Source organism: Janthinobacterium agaricidamnosum, from assembly GCF_003667705.1.
GTDB lineage: Bacteria > Pseudomonadota > Gammaproteobacteria > Burkholderiales > Burkholderiaceae_D > Janthinobacterium.
This window is the reverse complement of the sequence record NZ_CP033019.1, coordinates 5,968,131-5,986,187: the sequence shown is the minus strand read 5'-3', so window position 1 is coordinate 5,986,187 and position 18,057 is coordinate 5,968,131. Positions and strand designations below refer to the sequence as shown.

Below are 18,057 nucleotides of genomic sequence, written 5' to 3'. Positions count from 1 at the left end.
CTATTTAAACGATTGCTCGACGACGATACGGAACTACATGGGCATTACACGCCAAGCAGCTCGGTCAATACCGGCATCTTGGCTTCCAGTTCGGATGCAGCAAAAGTCTCGACGATCTGACCGTGCTCCATCACATAAAACCGGTCCGCCAGCGGCGCGGCAAACCGGAAATTCTGTTCCACCATGACGATGGTGTAGCCCTTTGCCTTCAGGGTGGTAATCATGCGCGCCAGGCCCTGCACGATGACGGGTGCCAGGCCTTCGGAAATTTCATCGAGCAGCAGCAATCGCGCGCCCGTGCGCAGGATGCGCGCCACGGCCAGCATCTGCTGTTCCCCGCCCGACAATCGCGTGCCCTGGCTGTGGCGGCGCTCCTGCAAGTTCGGGAACATGGCGTAGATTTCCTCCACCGACATGCCCTTCTCGCCGCTGGCCAGGGTCGGCGGCAGCAGCAGGTTTTCCTCGGTCGACAGCGACGAGAAAATGCCGCGCTCTTCGGGACAATACCCGATGCCCAGGTGGGCGATTTTGTGCGTGGCCAAACCTATCGCTTCGCTGCCATTGACTTTGATGGAGCCCGTGCGTGCGCCCGTCAGCCCCATAATGGCGCGCAAGGTGGTCGTGCGGCCGGCGCCGTTGCGACCCAGCAAAGTCACCACTTCGCCCTGCTCCACTTTCAGGTTGACGTCGTGCAGGATGTGCGATTCGCCATACCAGGTGTGCAGTTGCGAAATTTCCAGCGCGGGTGCGCCGCCATTCACTTGTGTCCCCATCAATGCGCCCCTTCCAGTTCGGCGTGGGTGGTGCCCATGTAGGCTTCCATCACTTGCGGATTGCGCGACACTTCCGCGTAACTGCCTTCGGCCAGCATGGCGCCGCGCTGCAGGACGGAAATCTTGTCGCAGATGCCAGAGACCACGCTCATATTGTGTTCCACCATCAAAATCGTGCGGCCGGCCGACACCTTTTTGATCAGCTCGGTGACGCGGTGCACGTCTTCGTGGCCCATGCCTTGCGTCGGTTCATCGAGCAGCATCATTTCCGGCTCCATCGCCAGAGTGGTGGCGATTTCCAGCGCCCGCTTGCGCCCGTAGGGCATGTCGACCGTGATGGTGTCGGCAAACTCCGTCAGGTCGACTTCGGCCAGCAAGGCCATGGCACGGTCGTTGAGCTGGTTCAAAGCGCGTTCGCTTTGCCAGAAATGGAACGAGGTACCGAGCTGGCGCTGCAAGCCGATGCGCACATTCTGCAGCACGGACAGATGGGGGAAGACGGCGGAAATCTGGAAGGAACGGATCACGCCCATACGCGCGATCTGGGCCGGTTTGGCGGCCGTGATATCTTTCCCATTGAACAGGATCTCTCCGGATGTGGGGACCAGGAATTTGGTGAGCAAGTTGAAACACGTGGTCTTGCCGGCGCCGTTAGGACCGATCAAGGCGTGGATATGGCCCCGCTCTACCTTCAGGTTCACCTCGCTCACAGCGGTGAAACCCTTGAATTCCTTGGTCAAATTTCTTGTTTCCAAGATTACGTTTGACATCGTGTCTCCTAGTTGTACTTTTTGTACTACTTAGTCATTTTTATAATACACAACTTAAATTTAACGCACAATACAGTATAACTACGGGGATTTTTCGCCAGCCCGAATGGCGCAAACTCGCACGCTTGCCCCGCTATTTCCAGGCCGCGTGTATCATTTGCGCCGCTTTTTCCGCGATCATCACGGTGGGCGAGTTCGTGTTACCAGAAGTAATGTACGGCATGATCGAGGCATCGACGACACGTAAACCATCTACGCCGATCACGCGCAAGGAGCTGTCGACCACGCTAGAGGCCTCGCTGGCCAGACCCATGCGGCAGGTGCCCACCGGGTGGAAGATGGTGGTGCCGATCTGGCTGGCCGCCTGCGCCAACTCCTCCTGGCTCTGGAATTGCACGCCCGGCTTGTATTCTTCGGGAGCGAATTTTTTCAGGGCCGGCGCGGCGGCGATGGCCCGCGTCAGGCGCAAGGCGTCGGCCGCCACGGCGCGGTCCTGCTCGGTACTCAGGTAATTGGGCACGATCTTCGGCGCCGCATAGCTGTCGGCGCTGGCGATGTGCACATGGCCGCGCGAAGTCGGGCGCAGATTACAGACGCTGGCCGTAAACGCGGGAAACGCGTGCAAGGGTTCGCCGAATTTGTCCAAGGACAAGGGTTGCACGTGGTATTGCAGGTTCGGCGTGGCTTGCCGCGGATCGGACTTGGCGAACGCGCCCAGCTGCGATGGCGCCATCGACATGGGCCCGCTCTGGAACAACGCATATTGCAAGCCGATCTGCATTTTTCCGACGATATTGCTGGCCATCACATTCAAGGTCTTGACGCCCTGCACCTTGTACACCATGCGCAGCTGCAGATGGTCTTGCAAATTGCCGCCCACGCCAGGCGAGTCCAGCACGGGCGTGATGCCGTGTTCGCGCAGCAAGGCGGCCGGGCCGATGCCGGACAATTGCAGCAATTGGGGCGAACCGATGGCACCCGCCGTCAGCAAGGTTTCCCGTTTGGCCGTCGCCTGCCACTGCGTGCCGCCGCCCGTGAACACGATGCCCGTGCAACGGAGCCCCGACTCCGAAGCTTCAATCAATAGACGTTCCACGTGGCAGCCCGTCATGATGGTCAGGTTCGGGCGGCGCGCGGCCGGTTTCAAGAATGCTTTCGAGGTATTCCAGCGGATGCCGCGGCGTTGATTGACGTCGAAATATGCGCTGCCGCTATTGTCGCCGCCATTGAAATCGCTGGTTTTCGGGATGCCCACCTGCTGCGCCGCGTCGCGGAACGCATTCAAAATATCCCACGACAGGCGCTGTTTTTCCACGCGCCACTCGCCACCGACGCCATGGTTTTCCGAGGCGCCGCCGTAATAATCCTCGCTTTGTTTAAATAGCGGCAAGACCTTGTCCCAGCGCCAGGAGGCGTCGTCCGTCAGGTCGGCCCAGTGATCGTAATCGCCGGCCTGGCCCCGCATGTAGATCATGCCGTTGATGGACGAGCTGCCGCCCAGGACTTTGCCGCGCGGATAGATCAGGCTGCGCCCGCCCAGTCCCGCGTCCGCCTGCGTGGAATACAGCCAGTCCGTGCGGGGATTGCCGATGCAATGCAGATAGCCGACGGGGATGTGGATCCACACGTAATCGTCCTTGCCGCCCGCTTCCACGAGCAAAACGTTGGCATCCTTGTCGCGCGTGAGCCGGTTGGCCAGCACGCAACCTGCCGTGCCGCCGCCCACGATGATGTAGTCGTATTCGCCTGCCGATTCCAATGAAGCTCCTTTCGGTATGCCATCAAGCTGTCGCGCGGCGTGTCTCCCCACCGCGTTCCGCTACCAGAGTCTGTCTTTCTTCATGCATGCATGGCTGCTGAGCCGCCTTGAGATTACCACCAGTGCCGGGCCAGGGCGACATTAATCGTGGCCAGCGATATGGGCGAGCGTCACGATAAGCTCAAAAACAAGGCCGCCAAGCTGTGGATAACCGTATGGATATCCACAGGTACGATATGTGAGTAAACGAAAATTTTTTTGGACGCCTTTTTTTTATCCCAAAACCATCCCCGGCAGATACAACCCTTACTCAGCGTTTATCCGTACGCCAAGCGATTGTTTACAAGGATAAATCAGGACTTATCCACAGAAGATGTCGCCGTTAACTACTATTACTATTCTTGTATACGATCTTGTTAAGGTAAACCGGACAACGCGCGCTTTGTCTGCCCTTTTCCTTCGGGAAGGTTCACAAACCTGTCTTCAAAAAAAAAAACGGCGAGCTGCTTTGACTGACAAAAAAAAATCGCGCCAACAACTGAGCGACGAAAACCGGCACGGCCGGCATCACGCGCACTGCACTGCCAAACCGTTTTGCAAAATGGAAACGTCAACCGTCCTGGCCAGGTATTCGGCCGAGAGACGGTGCGATGTCGAAAAGAGGGGGTATTTGAGACGATTGTGGATAAGTCACTTGATATCCACAGGATGACTTGTGAGTAAACACGAACTTTTGCGCAGGCCCGCATTTTATACAATTTTGCTCCTCGCGGGATACAGCGATTATGCACGCTTTATTTTGCGCGTAAACGGTTGATCCTGTTGAAAAAAAGTGACTTATCCACAGAAAAAAACGCGTTTACTATTACTACTATTTTTATATATAGCTCTATTGTAAAACGACAAAAAAAGCGGAAGTCCGGGGATATTTCCAAAAAGCATGCAAAAACCGTCAAAAAAAAAGCCAACGGCAACAGTGCTACCCACTGCCAAACCGTCTTCCAGGAATCACCTGGAAGCCGATGTTCGTGAAAGAACAGCGTTCATGATCGCTCAGCTTCAATTGCCAGACAGGAGTCAGTACACACAAATCCCGTCAAACATGTCACTGCAGCAAGAAAAAACGCGATTTTTGCTTGCCGGTGTGGATAAGTGCCTGCATATCCACAGGATGAGATGTGGGAAAAGTCGATCTTTGTCCACAAGCCAATTTTTATCCCAAACAAGTCCTCGCTGGATACAATGCTTGTGCGCCTACTTTTTTGTGCGCTAAGTTGATGATTTTTCGATGGTATACCGACTTATCCACAAAAAAATGGCCGTTTACTATCACTACTATTTTTATGTATACATCTTTATTTAAAACACAGAGACAAACGCGCACGGTGGAAAAGTCACCGAAACGGCTGTTTTCACCCTGTAAACCGTTTTGCAATCTCAAAAACCTGTAAAAACAGCATGAATTCACACAAAAAAATGCGTTTAGGCATCATCAGTGCCTTGCACGAAGAACAGCAGGGGCTGGTAGAAGCCATGCAAGGCCCCCAGAGGCGTTCGCACGGCATGCGTGACTACACCCTGGGGAACCTGTGGAATATCGACGCTGTGTGCGTCCTGTCGCGTCTGGGCAAGGTTGCCGCTGCCATGACAGCTTCTATCCTTGTGGAAAAGTACGGAGTTACCCACATCGTCTTCACCGGCGTGGCCGGCAGTGGGGATAAACACGTGAAAGTGGGCGACATCGTGGTGGCCGAATCGCTGCTGCAGCATGATATGGACGCCCGACCTTTGTTTCCCCGCTTCGAAGTGCCGCTGACGGGACTGCAGCGCTTCGCCACGGACCTGGAACTGAGCACGCAACTGGCAGCTGCCGCGGAAGATTTCCTGCGTGACGATGTTTCCAGCGTGCTCAAGGCGGCCGATATCGCGGCATTTGGCTTGCAGCACGCCAAAGTACACCGCGGCCTGATCGCCAGCGGCGACCAGTTCATCGGCAGCGCCGCGCATATCAACCAGCTGAAAGCGGATATCCCTGACTTGCTGGCCGTCGAAATGGAAGGCGCCGCCGTGGCGCAAGTGTGTTTTGAACTCGGCGTGCCGTTTACGGTCATGCGCACCATTTCCGACAACGCGAATGAGGAGGCGGCCGTCGACTTCATGCGTTTCGTGCAATCCGTCGCTTCGCCGTATGCGTTTGCGGTGATTCAGCAGCTATGCCAGCGCCTGGCTGGCTGATGTTTCAGCTAGCGTGCATAAAAAAAGGGCAGAACCACTGGTTCTGCCCTTCCTTGTTAACTACCTGCTTAAAATTTAGACACTTAACATCATTAGACTCGCGTTACCACCGGCCGCCGTCGTATTCACGCACAGCGCCCGCTCAGCGACCAGGCGCCACAGGGGGATGGCACCGTCCTGCGTGGTGGCGATGGTGGCCACCAGGGCCCCTTCCCGTGCCGCCAGCAGCGGTTTGAGCTGGCCATCGAGGCTAGGCTCGATCATGGCGATCTGGAAATCCTGCTTGACCGACTCGAGGCTGCTGACGATCTGGATGCGGTCCTTCAGCGCGGCCGGCAAATCACCCGGGATCAGCTCCGGCGCTTGCGCCAGCACCAGGGCCTGGTTGCCGGTGGCCAGGACGGCCGCCAGCTGGTTCATCAAGGTGCCGGACGTGGCCGCCGCGCACAGAATCGTGCCCCGTGCCGCAAAGCTCAGGGTATTGCGCTCGCCCGTCGGGCCTGGCAAGACGGTGGTGCTGCCCAGCAAGGTGGTGCGTGCGTATTCCTGCGCCAGTTGCTGCACCTTGTCGTGGCCATGCATCTTCGCCCACACGGTCAGCGCGTCGAGCGCGGGCGGCGCCTGGCGCTGGTGCTGCGCGCCGGCCGGCGCATTGCGCTGCAGGCGTTTCAGGTACAGGGGACCGCCCGCCTTCGGACCGGTGCCCGATTTGCCTTCGCCGCCGAACGGTTGCACGCCGACGACGGCGCCAACGATGTTACGGTTGACATAAATATTGCCCACGTGCGCGCGCTGGGTGATGAAAGCGATGGTTTCGTCGATGCGCGTATGAATGCCCAGGGTCAAGCCATAACCGCTGTCGTTGATCGATTGCACCAGTTGCGGCAGTTCGGCCCGCTTGTAGCGGATCACGTGCAGCACGGGGCCGAAGACTTCCTGCGTCAATTGCGCCAGCGACTTAATTTCCAGCACGGTCGGGGCAACAAACGTGCCTTTGACGGTCGGCAAATCGAGCGAATAATGGTCGATGGCCATGGTTTTCATCTTGTTGATATGCGCCAGCAAGTTACCTTGCGCTTCCGCATCGATGACGGGACCGATATCGGTCGCCAGGCGGTCAGGATTGCCAACGCGCAATTCCTGCATCGCACCTTTCAGCATATGGATGGTCTTGTCGGCGATTTCCGTTTGCAGGAACAGCACGCGCAAGGCCGAGCAGCGCTGGCCGGCGCTGTCAAAAGCGGACGACATCACGTCCTGCACTACCTGTTCCGGCAAGGCGGACGAATCGACGATCAGCGCGTTCTGGCCGCCCGTTTCGGCGATCAGGGGAATGTCGATGCCTTCGGCCACGGCGCGCGCGGCCAGGTTGCGGTTGATCAATTGCGCCACTTCCGTCGAGCCCGTGAAAATCACGCCTTTCACGCGCGCGTCATTGCACAGGCCGGCACCGACCACTTCTCCACTGCCGGGCAAGAATTGCAGCGCACCGCGCGGCACGCCGGCCGCATGCAGCAATTGCACGGCGCGGTGGGCGATCAGCGGCGTTTGCTCGGCCGGCTTGGCCAGCACTACGTTGCCCGCTGCCAGAGCGGCGGCCAGTTGGCCCGTAAAGATGGCCAGCGGGAAGTTCCACGGGCTGATGCAGGTGACGGGACCGAGCGCCAGGGTGTTCGGCGCATGTTCCACCTGCGCCGCGTAGTAGCGCAGGAAGTCGACGGCTTCGCGGATTTCCGCGACCGCGTTCGGCAGCGACTTGCCCGCTTCGCGCACGGCCAGGGCCATCAGCTCGATATGGTGTTCCTCGAACAGGTCGGCGGCGCGCAGCAACGCTTGCGCGCGGACCGACGGTTCCGTCGTTTGCCAATCCATGGCATACGCGCTGGCGCTGGCCAGCGCCGTTTCCACGTCGGCCGGACCGGCTTCCATGACCTTGCCCACGACATCGTCGTGCTGGGCCGGATTGTGGATGACTTGCATCGGCGTATTCAGGCTGACGGCGCCATCGATCAGCGGCGCCGCCTGCCATGTCTGCTGCTGCGCCAGGCCGGTGGCCAGGGTGCGCAAGGTGTCTTCATTCGACAGGTCCAGGCCGGCCGAGTTCCTGCGCTCGCTGCCAAACATGTCCAGCGGCAGCGGAATCGACGGGTGCGGCAAGCCGCCCTGCAGGCGTGCCTGTTCCAGCGGATCGCGGATCAGACTATCGATGGCCACGCTTTCGTCGACGATCTGGTTGACGAACGATGAGTTGGCGCCGTTTTCCAGCAGGCGGCGCACCAGGTAGGCCAGCAGGGTTTCATGCGAGCCGACGGGGGCGTAGATGCGGCACGGCTTGTCCAGGTTGTCGGGGCCGACGACCTGGTCGTACAGGGTTTCGCCCATGCCGTGCAGGCACTGGAATTCATAGTCGGTAATACCGTCGCGTTTTGCCCAGGTATAAATGGTCGACAGGGTTTGCGCGTTGTGCGTGGCAAACTGCGGGTAGATCAGGCTGCTGGCAGCCAGCAGTTTTTGCGCACACACGAGGTAAGAGACGTCCGTGTAGACCTTGCGCGTGTAGACGGGATAGCCTTCCTGGCCGTCGACTTGCGCGCGCTTGACTTCCGCATCCCAGTACGCGCCCTTGACCAGGCGCACCATGAACTTGCGGCCGCTGCGGTGCGCCAGGTCGATCAGGAAATCGATGGCGAACGGGCAGCGCTTCTGATACGCCTGCACCACGTAGCCGATGCCGTCGAAGCCGGCCAGGTCCGCATCGAAGGCCAGTGCTTCCATCAGGTCGAGCGACAGTTCCAGGCGGTCCGTCTCTTCCGCATCGATGTTGAAGCCGATGTTGTACTGTTTTGCCAGCAACAGCAGCGCTTTGACCTTCGGCAGCAATTCTTCCATGACGCGGGCGCGCTGGGCGCGGCTGTAGCGCGCGTGCAGGGCCGACAGTTTCACGGAAATGCCGGGGCCGTTGCGGATGCCGCGCCCGTTCGACGCCTTGCCGATCGCGTGGATCGCCGTTTCGTACGAGGCGTAGTAGTTGGCCGCGTCGGCTTGCGTCAGGGCTGCCTCGCCCAGCATGTCGTACGAGTAGCGGTAGCCGCGCGTTTCATTCTCGCGGCTGTTCTTCAACGCTTCCTCGATGGTTTGCCCCGTGACGAACTGGTTGCCCAGCATGCGCATGGCCAGGTCGACGCCCTTGCGGATCAGCGGTTCGCCGCCTTTGGCGATGAGCTTGGTCATGGCAGAACCGAGGCCCGATTCGCTGCTGGTACTGACCAGTTTGCCCGTAATCAGCAAGCCCCAGGTGGCCGCATTGACGAACAGCGACGGCGATTCGCCCAGGTGCTTCTTCCAGTCGCCCTTGCTGATTTTGTCGGCGATCAAACGGTCGGCCGTTTGACTGTCGGGTATACGCAACAGCGCTTCAGCCAGACACATCAATGCAACACCCTCTTCCGACGACAGCGAGAACTCGTGCATCAGTGCATCGACACCGGACGCGCGTGTGCGTTTTTGGCGCACGTTCGAGACCAGACGATGCGCCAGCGCTTGTCCTTCGGCGATCGTTTCGGTACTGCTGGGGCGCACTTGTTGCAACAGCCACTGCACCGCGGAAACCTCATCGCGCCTATAGGCGGCAGTGATGGCGGCGCGCTGGGGTGTCGCTTCGGGCAGGATTTCTGCCTGGAACGCAGCAAAAGGAATCGGGGTAAAAGCCGAGGGGCCTGCAGGGTGCATAAGTGCTCTTTACAAGGAAAAAGGGGACGAAAACTGACGTAATTCTTGCTCTTTTTTGGTGCAAAAAAATACAGAAAGTCGGACGTTAAGATGATTCGATTGTAAAGGGGATTCTTATGGATTAATTCTGGTAATACAGGGGACTAGCAATAGATAGTTTTTGATGCGACAATTTAACCAAATAATATTAATTTGGGGGTGATAGGAATGCTGGACAAGATCAGTAAGAAAATCTTGATGGAATTGCAGAGCGATGGACGCATCAGCAATGTGGAGCTGGCCGCGCGCGTGAACCTGTCGCCGGCCGCCTGCCTGGAGCGCGTGCGCAAGTTGCACGAATCCGGTTACATCATGGGCTATACGGCCCAGTTGAACCCGCAGTTGCTCGACGTGTCGCTGCTGGTGTTCATCGAAGTGGTGCTCGATCGCACGACACCGGAAGTGTTCGACGCCTTCAAGCATAGCGTACAAATCATTCCAGAGGTACTGGAATGTCATATGGTGGCCGGCGGCTTCGATTACCTGGTCAAGGCGCGCGTCAAGGACATGGCCGCCTACCGCGAATTCCTGGGCAAGACCTTGCTGCAAAAAGGTGTGCGGGAAACCCACACTTATGCCGTCATGGAAGAGGTCAAAAACACCACCAAATTGCCAATTAAGTGACCCTGGTGTAGCCGCCCCACTTTTCTGATTGAGCTATCGGAACAAATGTTGTAGGGTAGAACCACAATTCTGCTATCCGGTAGCCGCCTGAAACGCCGCATAGACGTGACGTTCAGGGTGCAAGGCGGGCAATCGTGCCCACCCGCATACGGTTACAGCACGTCCCTTCAACGGGACGTGACGGGTTCGCGCAGCGGGGGACAAATGAAGCAGTTGCAGCATCAGCTGGTGCGTTTCTTTGTATTCACGATCCTGGCCATGGCCATCGCCTGTTGCCTGGCCTATCTGTTGCTGCTCTCGGGCGGCGACCATCCGTATCTGATCGCTTGCGTGGCCGCCGCCATCGGCGCCGCGCTGCTGGCGTTCGTCAGCCGTGTGCGCGGTGAACCGGGCTTGCACGAGTTCGCCGGCACCGTGGGCAACGCCATCGACGCCATCATGATCGGCGCGGCGGAAACCTCGTATTTTGTCGATTCCGTCAAACAGAAGGTGGAACTCGACGTGCGCACGGCCAGCGACATTGCCGACAGCTCCGTGCAAAATGCCGCGATGACGGAAAAGATCGCCGCCAATGCGGAACGGGCCGCCAAGGTGGCCGCCGGTGTGCGTGTGGAAAGCGTGGCGGCGCGCGCCGAAGTGGACCAGGGCTTGCGCCGCATCAATCATGCACGCGAGGAAGCGCAAGGCGCCTCCAGCAACATGCTGAGCTTGCAGGAAAAATCCAAACGCATCACCGGCTTTACGGAAGCCATTTCCGATATTTCCGCGCGCACCAACTTGCTGGCGCTGAACGCTGCCATCGAAGCGGCGCGCGCCGGCGAACACGGGCGCGGTTTTGCCGTGGTGGCCGGCGAAGTGCGGCAATTGGCGCAGCGCACCAAGGAAGCCTCCGATGAAATCAGCGTGATGGTGCGCGAAATCAATGAACAGGCGGAAAAAGCCGCACGTGGCATGAGTTCGCTGGCGACCGGTGTCACGGAAGCGGCGCGCAATGTGGAAAGCGTGCATGCCTCGCTCAGCCATATCGAGGAATCGTCGGGCGAGTCGGAAGACGAGATCGGGCAAATCGCCCGCGCCTCGCGCGAGCACGTCGACACGACGCAGCTGATCGCCGACGCCATCCTGCAAATCCGCGACAGCATGTTGTCGACGAATGCCGAATTGCCGCGCGCCACACAGTCGGCCATGGCCTTGGCCGAGCGGGCCGAAGTGATCGCCGGCGCGCTGGGCGAATCGAGCGTGGCCACGCCGCACGACGAGATCCGCGAGGCGGCCCAGCGCGCCGCGCGCGAGGTAGGCAAACTGTTCGAGCAGGCGATCGCCTCGGGGCGCATCACGCGCGAAGCCCTGTTCGACCGCCACTACCGCCCCATCCCGAACACCAATCCGCCCAAGCACAACACCAAGTTCGATGCCTTTACGGACAAGGTGCTGCCCGACCTGCAGGAAGGCGTGCTGGCGGCGTTACCCCATCTGGCCTATGCGGGCGCCGTCGACAACAATGGCTATTTTCCAACGCATAACAAGAAGTTTTCCCAGCCGCTGACGGGCGACTACGCCACCGATATCGTGAATAACCGCACCAAGCGCATCTTCAGCGACCGTACGGGCAAGCGCTGCGGCAGCAATACCAAGCCCTTCCTGTTGCAGACCTATAAGCGCGATACGGGCGAAGTCATGCACGATTTATCCGTGCCGATTCACGTCGAGGGCAAGCACTGGGGCGGTTTTAGAATTGGCTATAGATCCAGCACTCACGCATAAAAAAAACGCCTGATGTTTCATCAGGCGTTTTTTTTGCTGGCAGTCACTTACTCGACGTGCGGCTTCGGTGCCACGCCGCCGCCGGCCGCCGTGGCCGTGCGCAGGGTGGGCGTGTTCATGCTTTCCAGGTGGTTGCGCAGCCACTTGTGGGCGGGGCTGCGGGCGTCGCGTTCGTGCCACAGCATGTCCAGGTGGACGGCCGGCAAGGTCAACGGCAAATCCTTGTACAGCAGGGACTCCGTCATGCCCGTCGAGGCGATCAGATGGCGCGGCAAGACCGTGATCAGGTCGGAATTGGCGACGACGCGCCCGGCCGTGAAGAACTGGTTGACCGTCAACAAAATGCGCCGTTCGCGGTGGATCTGCGACAGCGCCTCGTCGATCAAGCCATGCGCGCGGCCGGAAAAGCTCACCAGTAAATGGTTGGCCGCGCAATAGTTATCCAGGGTCAATTCCTTGTCGGCCAGCGGATGGCCGCGCCGCATCACGCATACATACTTGCCGGAATACAGGCGCTCGTGGCGGATGGGCGAACCCGTCTCGCTCGACAATTGCGCCGCCACGCCCGGAAAGAAGCCCACGGCCAGGTCGATATCGCCGCGCAGCAGCATCGGGCGCGGTTCGCGCGTCGTCAGCGGCATCATGCGCACGTTGACGCCTGGCGCTTCGCGTTCGATCGAGCGCATCAATGAAGGCAGCCAGAACGCGGCCGTCGCGTCGGCCATGGCCATGCGGAAGGTGGCGTGCGTCTTCGACACGTCGAAGGTTTCCGGCGTGACGGCCGCTTCCAGGCTGGCCAGGGCCGAGCGTACGGACGGCCACAGCGCTTCGGCGCGGGGCGTGGGTTTCACGCCATACGCCGTGCGGATCAGCAATTCGTCACCGAGGCTCTCGCGCAGCCGTTTGATGGCGTTCGATACCGCCGGCTGCGTCATCGCCAGGTGGCCCGCTGCGCGCGTCAGGTTTTGTTCCGTCATGACGGCGTCGAAAACACGCAGCAAGTTCAGATCCAGCGTCAGAAAACTCATGGAAAGCCCAAGATAAAAGTTGAATTGATTACTTAAAATTGATTACTTAGGAGTGTAAACCGCGCCGGGCACGAATATTTTCACTCGTTAAAAAATATTACAGTTTTCCATTCACGATTCATATAATTGGTATCAAGAAATGGAATTAGATTTATATGTTGCACTGCACTATAGTACTGGCAAATTCTATAATGCACTGGAACAGTATGTCTACCTTCGCCTCCGCCCTGTACGCAGTATCCGCACCCGTGCTGGAGATTTCCCTGCTGAACGCCCTGCAACTCGTGCTGGTGATCGTTGCCGTGGGCGCCTTCGCCCTGCTGTTCAAGCCATTGCTGGTGGGCATCGCCCGCGCCATGGTGCTGGTGGTGCGTCCCAAGCTGAGCCGCGAAGAGCGCCTGGCGCGCCAGCAGATGCGCGAAGCGCAAGCCTTGCAACGTACCTTGGGCAAGATGGATGGCGTGTCGCCAAGCAACGCCGCCGAATTGCGCGCCCTGTCGACGCGCGCCTGAGCGATCAACTGTTGCAAATGATAAGCCGGCCTGCGCCGGCTTTTTTTACGCCCGCCGCCAGCCGATTACGCCACGTCGCCCAGCAAATGCGCGCGTAACACCGTGTCGGCCGGATGGGCGCCGATCCAGATTTTCAGCAGCGCATTGTAAAAAGCCAGGTCCGGCACCATGTCGCCCACCTGTTTGCCGTTCAGCTTGCACAAGGTCCCCTCTTCCGGCAGCCAGTCCACGGTGAGGATGTCGCCCTTTTTCAGCCCGGGCACCGTTTCGAACATGGCGCCGAACTGCATCGTCTGGCTCAGCAGGCGCGTGCGGTCGGCCTGGTCGGAACTGCGCTTCAAGCCCTGCATGAACGCTTGTCCCAGCTCGTCGGAAGTGATGTCGCGCAGCATGACGATTTCCAGGCGGCGCGGCCCGGGCAGCGCCAGGATGTCGGCCAGCTGGGTTTTCTTTTCCGGCAGGTACAGCGCAATCGTGTAGACCTTGAAGATGACCTTGTAGCGCACGCCGGCGCCGTTGAGTTTTAATTCGCGGCTGGCCAGCTGCACCGTGTCGTCCAGCCTGACGCCGCCCACTTCGACGGCCAGCGTAGGTTGCGCCAGGGCGGCACACAGGCAGGCGGCGGCCAGGGAGCGGCCCAAACGGGATGTGCGTATTTGCATCTTCTGCCTCCGTAGAGAAACATGTGCTGTGGATAAGTCCGCACAAGCACACAGTGTAGAACAGTTGGCAGAAGCTGGCGCCACGCAGAAGTGGCGAGGAAGAAATGCTTAGGGTTTGGCGGCAGGCAGTTCCGCCTGCAGGCGTTCGTACTTGGCCATCAATTGCTCCGGGCTTTCGCGCCAGGCGGGATTGAAGGGGATGCAGCTGACGGGGCACACTTGCTGGCATTGCGGCTCGTCAAAGTGGCCCACGCATTCGGTGCACTTGTTGGGATCGATTTCGTAGATTTCCGCGCCCATGTAGATCGCGTCATTCGGGCACTCGGGCTCGCAAATGTCGCAATTGATGCATTCGTCGGTGATCAGTAATGCCATGATTTCACTCTTACTTATTGCGATGAGGCAGCGTTGGCGGCAATCTTGTTTTGCAGCCAGCGGTTCACCGAGGGGAAGACAAACTTGGAGACGTCGCCGCCCAGCGCCGCGATTTCGCGCACGATGGTGCCCGAAATGAACTGGTACTGGTCGGATGGCGTCAGGAACATGGTTTCGACATCGGGCAGCAGGTAGCGGTTCATGCCCGCCATCTGGAATTCGTATTCGAAGTCGGAGACGGCGCGCAAGCCGCGCACGATGACCCGCGCTTCATGCTTGCGCACGAAATCCTTGAGCAGGCCGGAAAAGCTTTCCACTTGCACATTCGGATAGTGACCGAGCACTTCGTTGGCGATTTCCAGGCGTTCGTCGAGCGAGAAAAACGGCTGCTTGTTCTTGCTGTCGGCCACACCGACGATCAGCTTGTCAAACAGACCCGATGCGCGGCGCACCAAATCTTCATGACCGCGCGTGAGCGGATCGAATGTTCCTGGATAAACGGCTACAACCATTGCGGCTCCCTGATGATGCACCAATATAGACGCGCATTATGCCTGAAATTGGTGACCACCTTGGTGCTGCGCCTCGGGCCAGGGAGCCTTTTTGCCTCATTTATAGGCAGATTCAGGCAGTTGCCGGCACTTTGTTGTAAGTTAGTAAATGATAATAAACGGTGCCCGCCTTGTCGGCGCGGATGACTTCCCATGGCGCCATCCACTCGGGCTTTTCCAGTGCGCTGGCTTCATCGAAGACCAGCGGCAAGCCCGATTCCGCGTACACGATGCCGCCTTCCTTGAGCAGGTTGGCGCACATCGGCAACACTTTCGCCAGGAAATCCTGCTGGTAAGGCGGATCGAGGAAGATCAGGTCGTAACGCTGGCCGCGCGCTGCCAGGCCTTGCGCCGTCAGCAGGGCGTCGCCGCGCAGCAGCTGGACATTGTCGGCGCGCAATTTCGTCTTGTTTTCTTCCAGCTGGCGGATCACGGGCGTATGCGTATCGACCATGGTGACGGACGCCGCACCGCGGCTGGCCGCCTCGAAGCCCAGTGCGCCGCTGCCGGCAAACAGGTCCAGCACCTGGGCGTTGGCCCAGTCGCCGTCGCGCAAGTGGTTGATCCAGTTGAATACGGTTTCGCGCACGCGGTCCGGCGTCGGGCGCAAGCCCAGTGCCTGCAAAACAGGCAGCACGGAGCGCTTCCACTGGCCGCCGATGATGCGCACCTGGTTCGGTGGCGGCGCGTGGTGGACGGGGACTTTGGCGGGTTTTTTAATTTTTTTTTGCATGGGGATTTCTTCAATTCGATGGCGGCCACTATAGCATATGGCCCCATCCCCCCTGCTGGCGCTGGCTGCCTATTTGGCTTGCGTGGCCAGGGAATTGAAATCGTCGATCCAGCCCTGCATGCGCTTGACGGCATGGGCTTTTTGCGCCGGTGTGGCGATCTTGATCACCGTCAAGATCATCTGTGCCGTGCTGCTTTCGTAGGCGTCAAAAAAGGCCTTGCGTTCCGAGTGTTCCAGGCGCTCGAAACTGTCCTTGATCAGGGTCGTGATCAAGGCCGCGGTCGCTTCCTTGCCGAGTTTTTCCTGTTGGACTTTTTTGACCAGGGTCAACACATTCTGCTGGCGCCGCATGCGTTCGTCGAGCCAGATCTCATTGTTCAGCGGACGCGCGTCGGACGCCTTGCGGATGATGGCTTCCTGCTCGCTGCTGAAGCTGCCGAACCACAGTTCGAATTGCTCCATGGCTTTCTTGTAACGCAGTTTTTGGCGCTTGTCCTGGTCGCCGCTCAGGTATTTCTTGCGGTAATCGTCATTGTTCGACTTGAACTTCTTTTCCATCTGCGCGATCTGCTCGGGCTTGAGCGAGCGCGCCAGGTCGGCCAGGTCGGGCGCCGCCTTCAGCAGCAGCGCCTGGGTGCGCTGCTTGATCTCGCCGTAGTCGGCCATCAGGTCTGCCTGCGTGATATTGCCTTGCAGCTGTTTCTGGCCCGTGCGCAAGATTTCCACGTAATCCTTCAATTGCGTCTTGCGGTGCCAGTCGAACAGCTTGTCGATGTCTTCGCGCACCCAGCCCTTTTGGTCGCGGTCGAGGTCGACATATGCATTCAGCCACCAGTACAGCACGGTATCGCCGTTGTTGTAGGCCAGGCGCAAGCCGCTGCAGCCGGCCATGACGACGAGCATGATGGCCAGCACGGCATAAGTAAACCGCTGGAAGGACGTGGAAGACGGGGCCTGCGTGTTAAACTTTTTCATATTCTTAACTTATAAAATTACGGTCTATGAACGTTGTCATTCTCGCTGCCGGTATGGGCAAACGCATGCAGTCGGCACTGCCCAAGGTATTGCACCCGTTGGCGGGCAAGCCGCTGTTGTCGCACGTCATCGACACGGCGCGCGTCCTGGCGCCGTCCCGATTATGCGTGATTTACGGCCATGGGGGCGCAGCGGTGCTGAAGTTGCTGGACGGCTACAAGACCAAGCAGGACCTGGCGATCGACGCGGCGGAACAAACGCAGCAGCTGGGCACCGGTCATGCCGTGCAGCAAGCGGTGGCGTTGCTGGATGACAGCGTGCCCACCCTGATCCTGTACGGCGACGTGCCGCTGACCAGCGCCGCTTCCCTGCAGCAACTGGTGCAGGCGGCCGGCAAGGACAAGCTGGCCATTTTGACCGTGGAACAGGACGATCCCTTCGGCCTGGGCCGCATCGTGCGCGAGCACGGCGCCATCGTGCGCATCGTCGAGGAAAAAGATGCCACGCCAGACGAGCGCGCCATCCGTGAGATCAACAGCGGCATCATGGTCGCGCCCACCGTGCAGCTGAAGCAGTGGCTGTCGGCCTTGTCGAACGACAATGCGCAAGGGGAATACTATCTGACCGATATCGTTGCCCAGGCCGTCGCCGACGGCGTGGCCGTCACCTCGGCCCACCCGGCGGCCGTGTGGGAAGTGGCGGGCGTCAACAGCAAGGTGCAACTGGCCCAACTGGAACGCATCCACCAGAACAATATCGCGCAAGCCTTGCTCGAGCGCGGCGTGACCTTGCTGGACCCGGCCCGCATCGATGTGCGCGGCGAACTCATTTGCGGCCGCGATGTCACCATCGACGTCGGCTGCGTGTTCGAAGGCCGCGTGGAACTGGGCGACGGCGTGCGCGTGGGCGCCAACAACGTCATCATCAATGCCACCGTGGCCGCTGGCGCGCACATCAAGCCCTTCTGTCATCTCGAGGACGCCGTCGTCGGCGCCGCTTCCATCATCGGCCCTTACGCGCGCCTGCGCCCGGGCACGGTTCTGGCGGAAGACGTGCACATCGGCAACTTCGTCGAAGTGAAAAACAGCCAGGTCGCCGCGCACAGCAAGGCCAACCATTTGGCCTACATCGGCGACGCCACCATCGGCTCGAAGGTCAACATCGGCGCCGGCACGATCACCTGCAACTACGATGGCGTGAACAAGTTCCGCACGGTGATTGAAGACGACGCCTTCATTGGCAGCGACAGCCAGCTGATCGCGCCCGTCACCGTCGGCAAGGGCGCCACCCTGGGCGCCGGCACGACCTTGTCGAAGGATGCCCCGGCCGGCAAGCTGACGGTGTCGCGCGCGCGGCAGGTGACCATCGACGGCTGGACGCGTCCCGTGAAAATCCCCAAGTAAGCGACATCGCCCTCACCCGGCATGACGCCGCCAGCCTGTCCGGGTTGGCGGCGTTTTTTTTCGCCTGTGGATAATCCTGTGGAAAGCTGGCTGGTAACCTGGGATAAGTCGGGGCCTTATTTCCA

The 18,057-nt window shown here is 59.5% G+C and carries 15 protein-coding genes; 5 read left to right on the top strand and 10 right to left on the bottom strand.

Features of this window, described 5'->3' with window-relative positions:
- Positions 1–44: 44 nt before the first annotated feature.
- From D9M09_RS26985 to D9M09_RS26975, 3 genes are all read right to left on the bottom strand, one after another.
- Positions 45–773 (bottom strand): ABC transporter ATP-binding protein, encoded by a 729-nt coding sequence (locus D9M09_RS26985; protein ID WP_121670791.1) that lies wholly within the window; start codon positions 771–773, stop codon positions 45–47.
- On the bottom strand, positions 773–1,543 hold the full coding sequence (locus D9M09_RS26980) for an ABC transporter ATP-binding protein (protein WP_121670790.1): 771 nt from the start codon (positions 1,541–1,543) through the stop codon (positions 773–775). Before D9M09_RS26980 ends, D9M09_RS26985 begins: the two co-directional genes overlap by 1 nt.
- A 133-nt stretch (positions 1,544–1,676) precedes the next feature.
- Positions 1,677–3,302, bottom strand: coding sequence for a GMC family oxidoreductase (locus tag D9M09_RS26975; protein WP_121670789.1), 1,626 nt, complete (start codon positions 3,300–3,302; stop codon positions 1,677–1,679).
- 1,458 nt (positions 3,303–4,760) lie between these two features.
- Here D9M09_RS26975 and D9M09_RS26970 point away from each other — a divergent pair.
- On the top strand, positions 4,761–5,537 hold the full coding sequence (locus D9M09_RS26970) for a 5'-methylthioadenosine/adenosylhomocysteine nucleosidase (protein WP_070312710.1): 777 nt from the start codon (positions 4,761–4,763) through the stop codon (positions 5,535–5,537).
- 75 nt (positions 5,538–5,612) lie between these two features.
- Here D9M09_RS26970 and putA read toward each other — a convergent pair whose 3' ends face one another.
- Positions 5,613–9,266 carry a trifunctional transcriptional regulator/proline dehydrogenase/L-glutamate gamma-semialdehyde dehydrogenase gene (gene putA, locus D9M09_RS26965; RefSeq protein ID WP_121670788.1) on the bottom strand — a complete coding sequence of 1,218 codons (3,654 nt, stop codon included), beginning with the start codon at positions 9,264–9,266 and terminating at the stop codon, positions 5,613–5,615.
- Between the two features lie 207 nt (positions 9,267–9,473).
- Here putA and D9M09_RS26960 point away from each other — a divergent pair, with 207 nt between their 5' ends.
- Together D9M09_RS26960 and D9M09_RS26955 are read left to right on the top strand one after the other, a co-directional pair.
- Entirely contained in the window at positions 9,474–9,929 is a 456-nt protein-coding gene (locus D9M09_RS26960) for an Lrp/AsnC ligand binding domain-containing protein (RefSeq protein WP_010393827.1), read from the top strand.
- 204 nt (positions 9,930–10,133) lie between these two features.
- A complete protein-coding gene (locus D9M09_RS26955; RefSeq protein WP_121670787.1) occupies positions 10,134–11,693 on the top strand; it encodes a methyl-accepting chemotaxis protein in 1,560 nt (519 codons plus the stop codon).
- A gap of 47 nt (positions 11,694–11,740) precedes the next feature.
- On the opposite strand, the gene D9M09_RS26950 is transcribed toward D9M09_RS26955, so the two are convergent.
- On the bottom strand, positions 11,741–12,721 hold the full coding sequence (locus D9M09_RS26950; RefSeq protein WP_034783859.1) for a LysR family transcriptional regulator: 981 nt from the start codon (positions 12,719–12,721) through the stop codon (positions 11,741–11,743).
- A gap of 206 nt (positions 12,722–12,927) precedes the next feature.
- Between D9M09_RS26950 and D9M09_RS26945 the strand changes: the two genes are divergently transcribed.
- On the top strand, positions 12,928–13,233 hold the full coding sequence (locus tag D9M09_RS26945) for a hypothetical protein (protein WP_070218913.1): 306 nt from the start codon (positions 12,928–12,930) through the stop codon (positions 13,231–13,233).
- Positions 13,234–13,298: 65 nt separating this feature from the next.
- Here D9M09_RS26945 and D9M09_RS26940 read toward each other — a convergent pair whose 3' ends face one another.
- From D9M09_RS26940 to D9M09_RS26920, 5 genes are all read right to left on the bottom strand, one after another.
- Positions 13,299–13,895, bottom strand: a complete 597-nt coding sequence (locus tag D9M09_RS26940) for a chalcone isomerase family protein (RefSeq protein ID WP_121670786.1) — start codon at positions 13,893–13,895, stop codon at positions 13,299–13,301.
- A gap of 108 nt (positions 13,896–14,003) precedes the next feature.
- Positions 14,004–14,270 (bottom strand): YfhL family 4Fe-4S dicluster ferredoxin, encoded by a 267-nt coding sequence (locus D9M09_RS26935; RefSeq protein ID WP_070218911.1) that lies wholly within the window; start codon positions 14,268–14,270, stop codon positions 14,004–14,006.
- Between the two features lie 14 nt (positions 14,271–14,284).
- Complete coding sequence (coaD, locus tag D9M09_RS26930; protein ID WP_034752633.1) at positions 14,285–14,782, bottom strand: pantetheine-phosphate adenylyltransferase; 498 nt, start codon at positions 14,780–14,782, stop codon at positions 14,285–14,287.
- A 112-nt stretch (positions 14,783–14,894) separates the two neighbouring features.
- Positions 14,895–15,554 carry a 16S rRNA (guanine(966)-N(2))-methyltransferase RsmD gene (gene rsmD, locus D9M09_RS26925; protein ID WP_121670785.1) on the bottom strand — a complete coding sequence of 220 codons (660 nt, stop codon included), beginning with the start codon at positions 15,552–15,554 and terminating at the stop codon, positions 14,895–14,897.
- 69 nt (positions 15,555–15,623) lie between these two features.
- The gene (locus D9M09_RS26920) at positions 15,624–16,529 is read right to left on the bottom strand and encodes a DUF6279 family lipoprotein (protein WP_205602311.1); all 906 of its coding nucleotides are present in this window, start codon (positions 16,527–16,529) and stop codon (positions 15,624–15,626) included.
- A gap of 26 nt (positions 16,530–16,555) precedes the next feature.
- Between D9M09_RS26920 and glmU the strand changes: the two genes are divergently transcribed.
- Positions 16,556–17,932: a bifunctional UDP-N-acetylglucosamine diphosphorylase/glucosamine-1-phosphate N-acetyltransferase GlmU gene (gene glmU, locus D9M09_RS26915; protein ID WP_070288914.1), complete on the top strand. Its 1,377-nt coding sequence runs from the start codon at positions 16,556–16,558 to the stop codon at positions 17,930–17,932.
- Positions 17,933–18,057 lie beyond the last annotated feature (125 nt).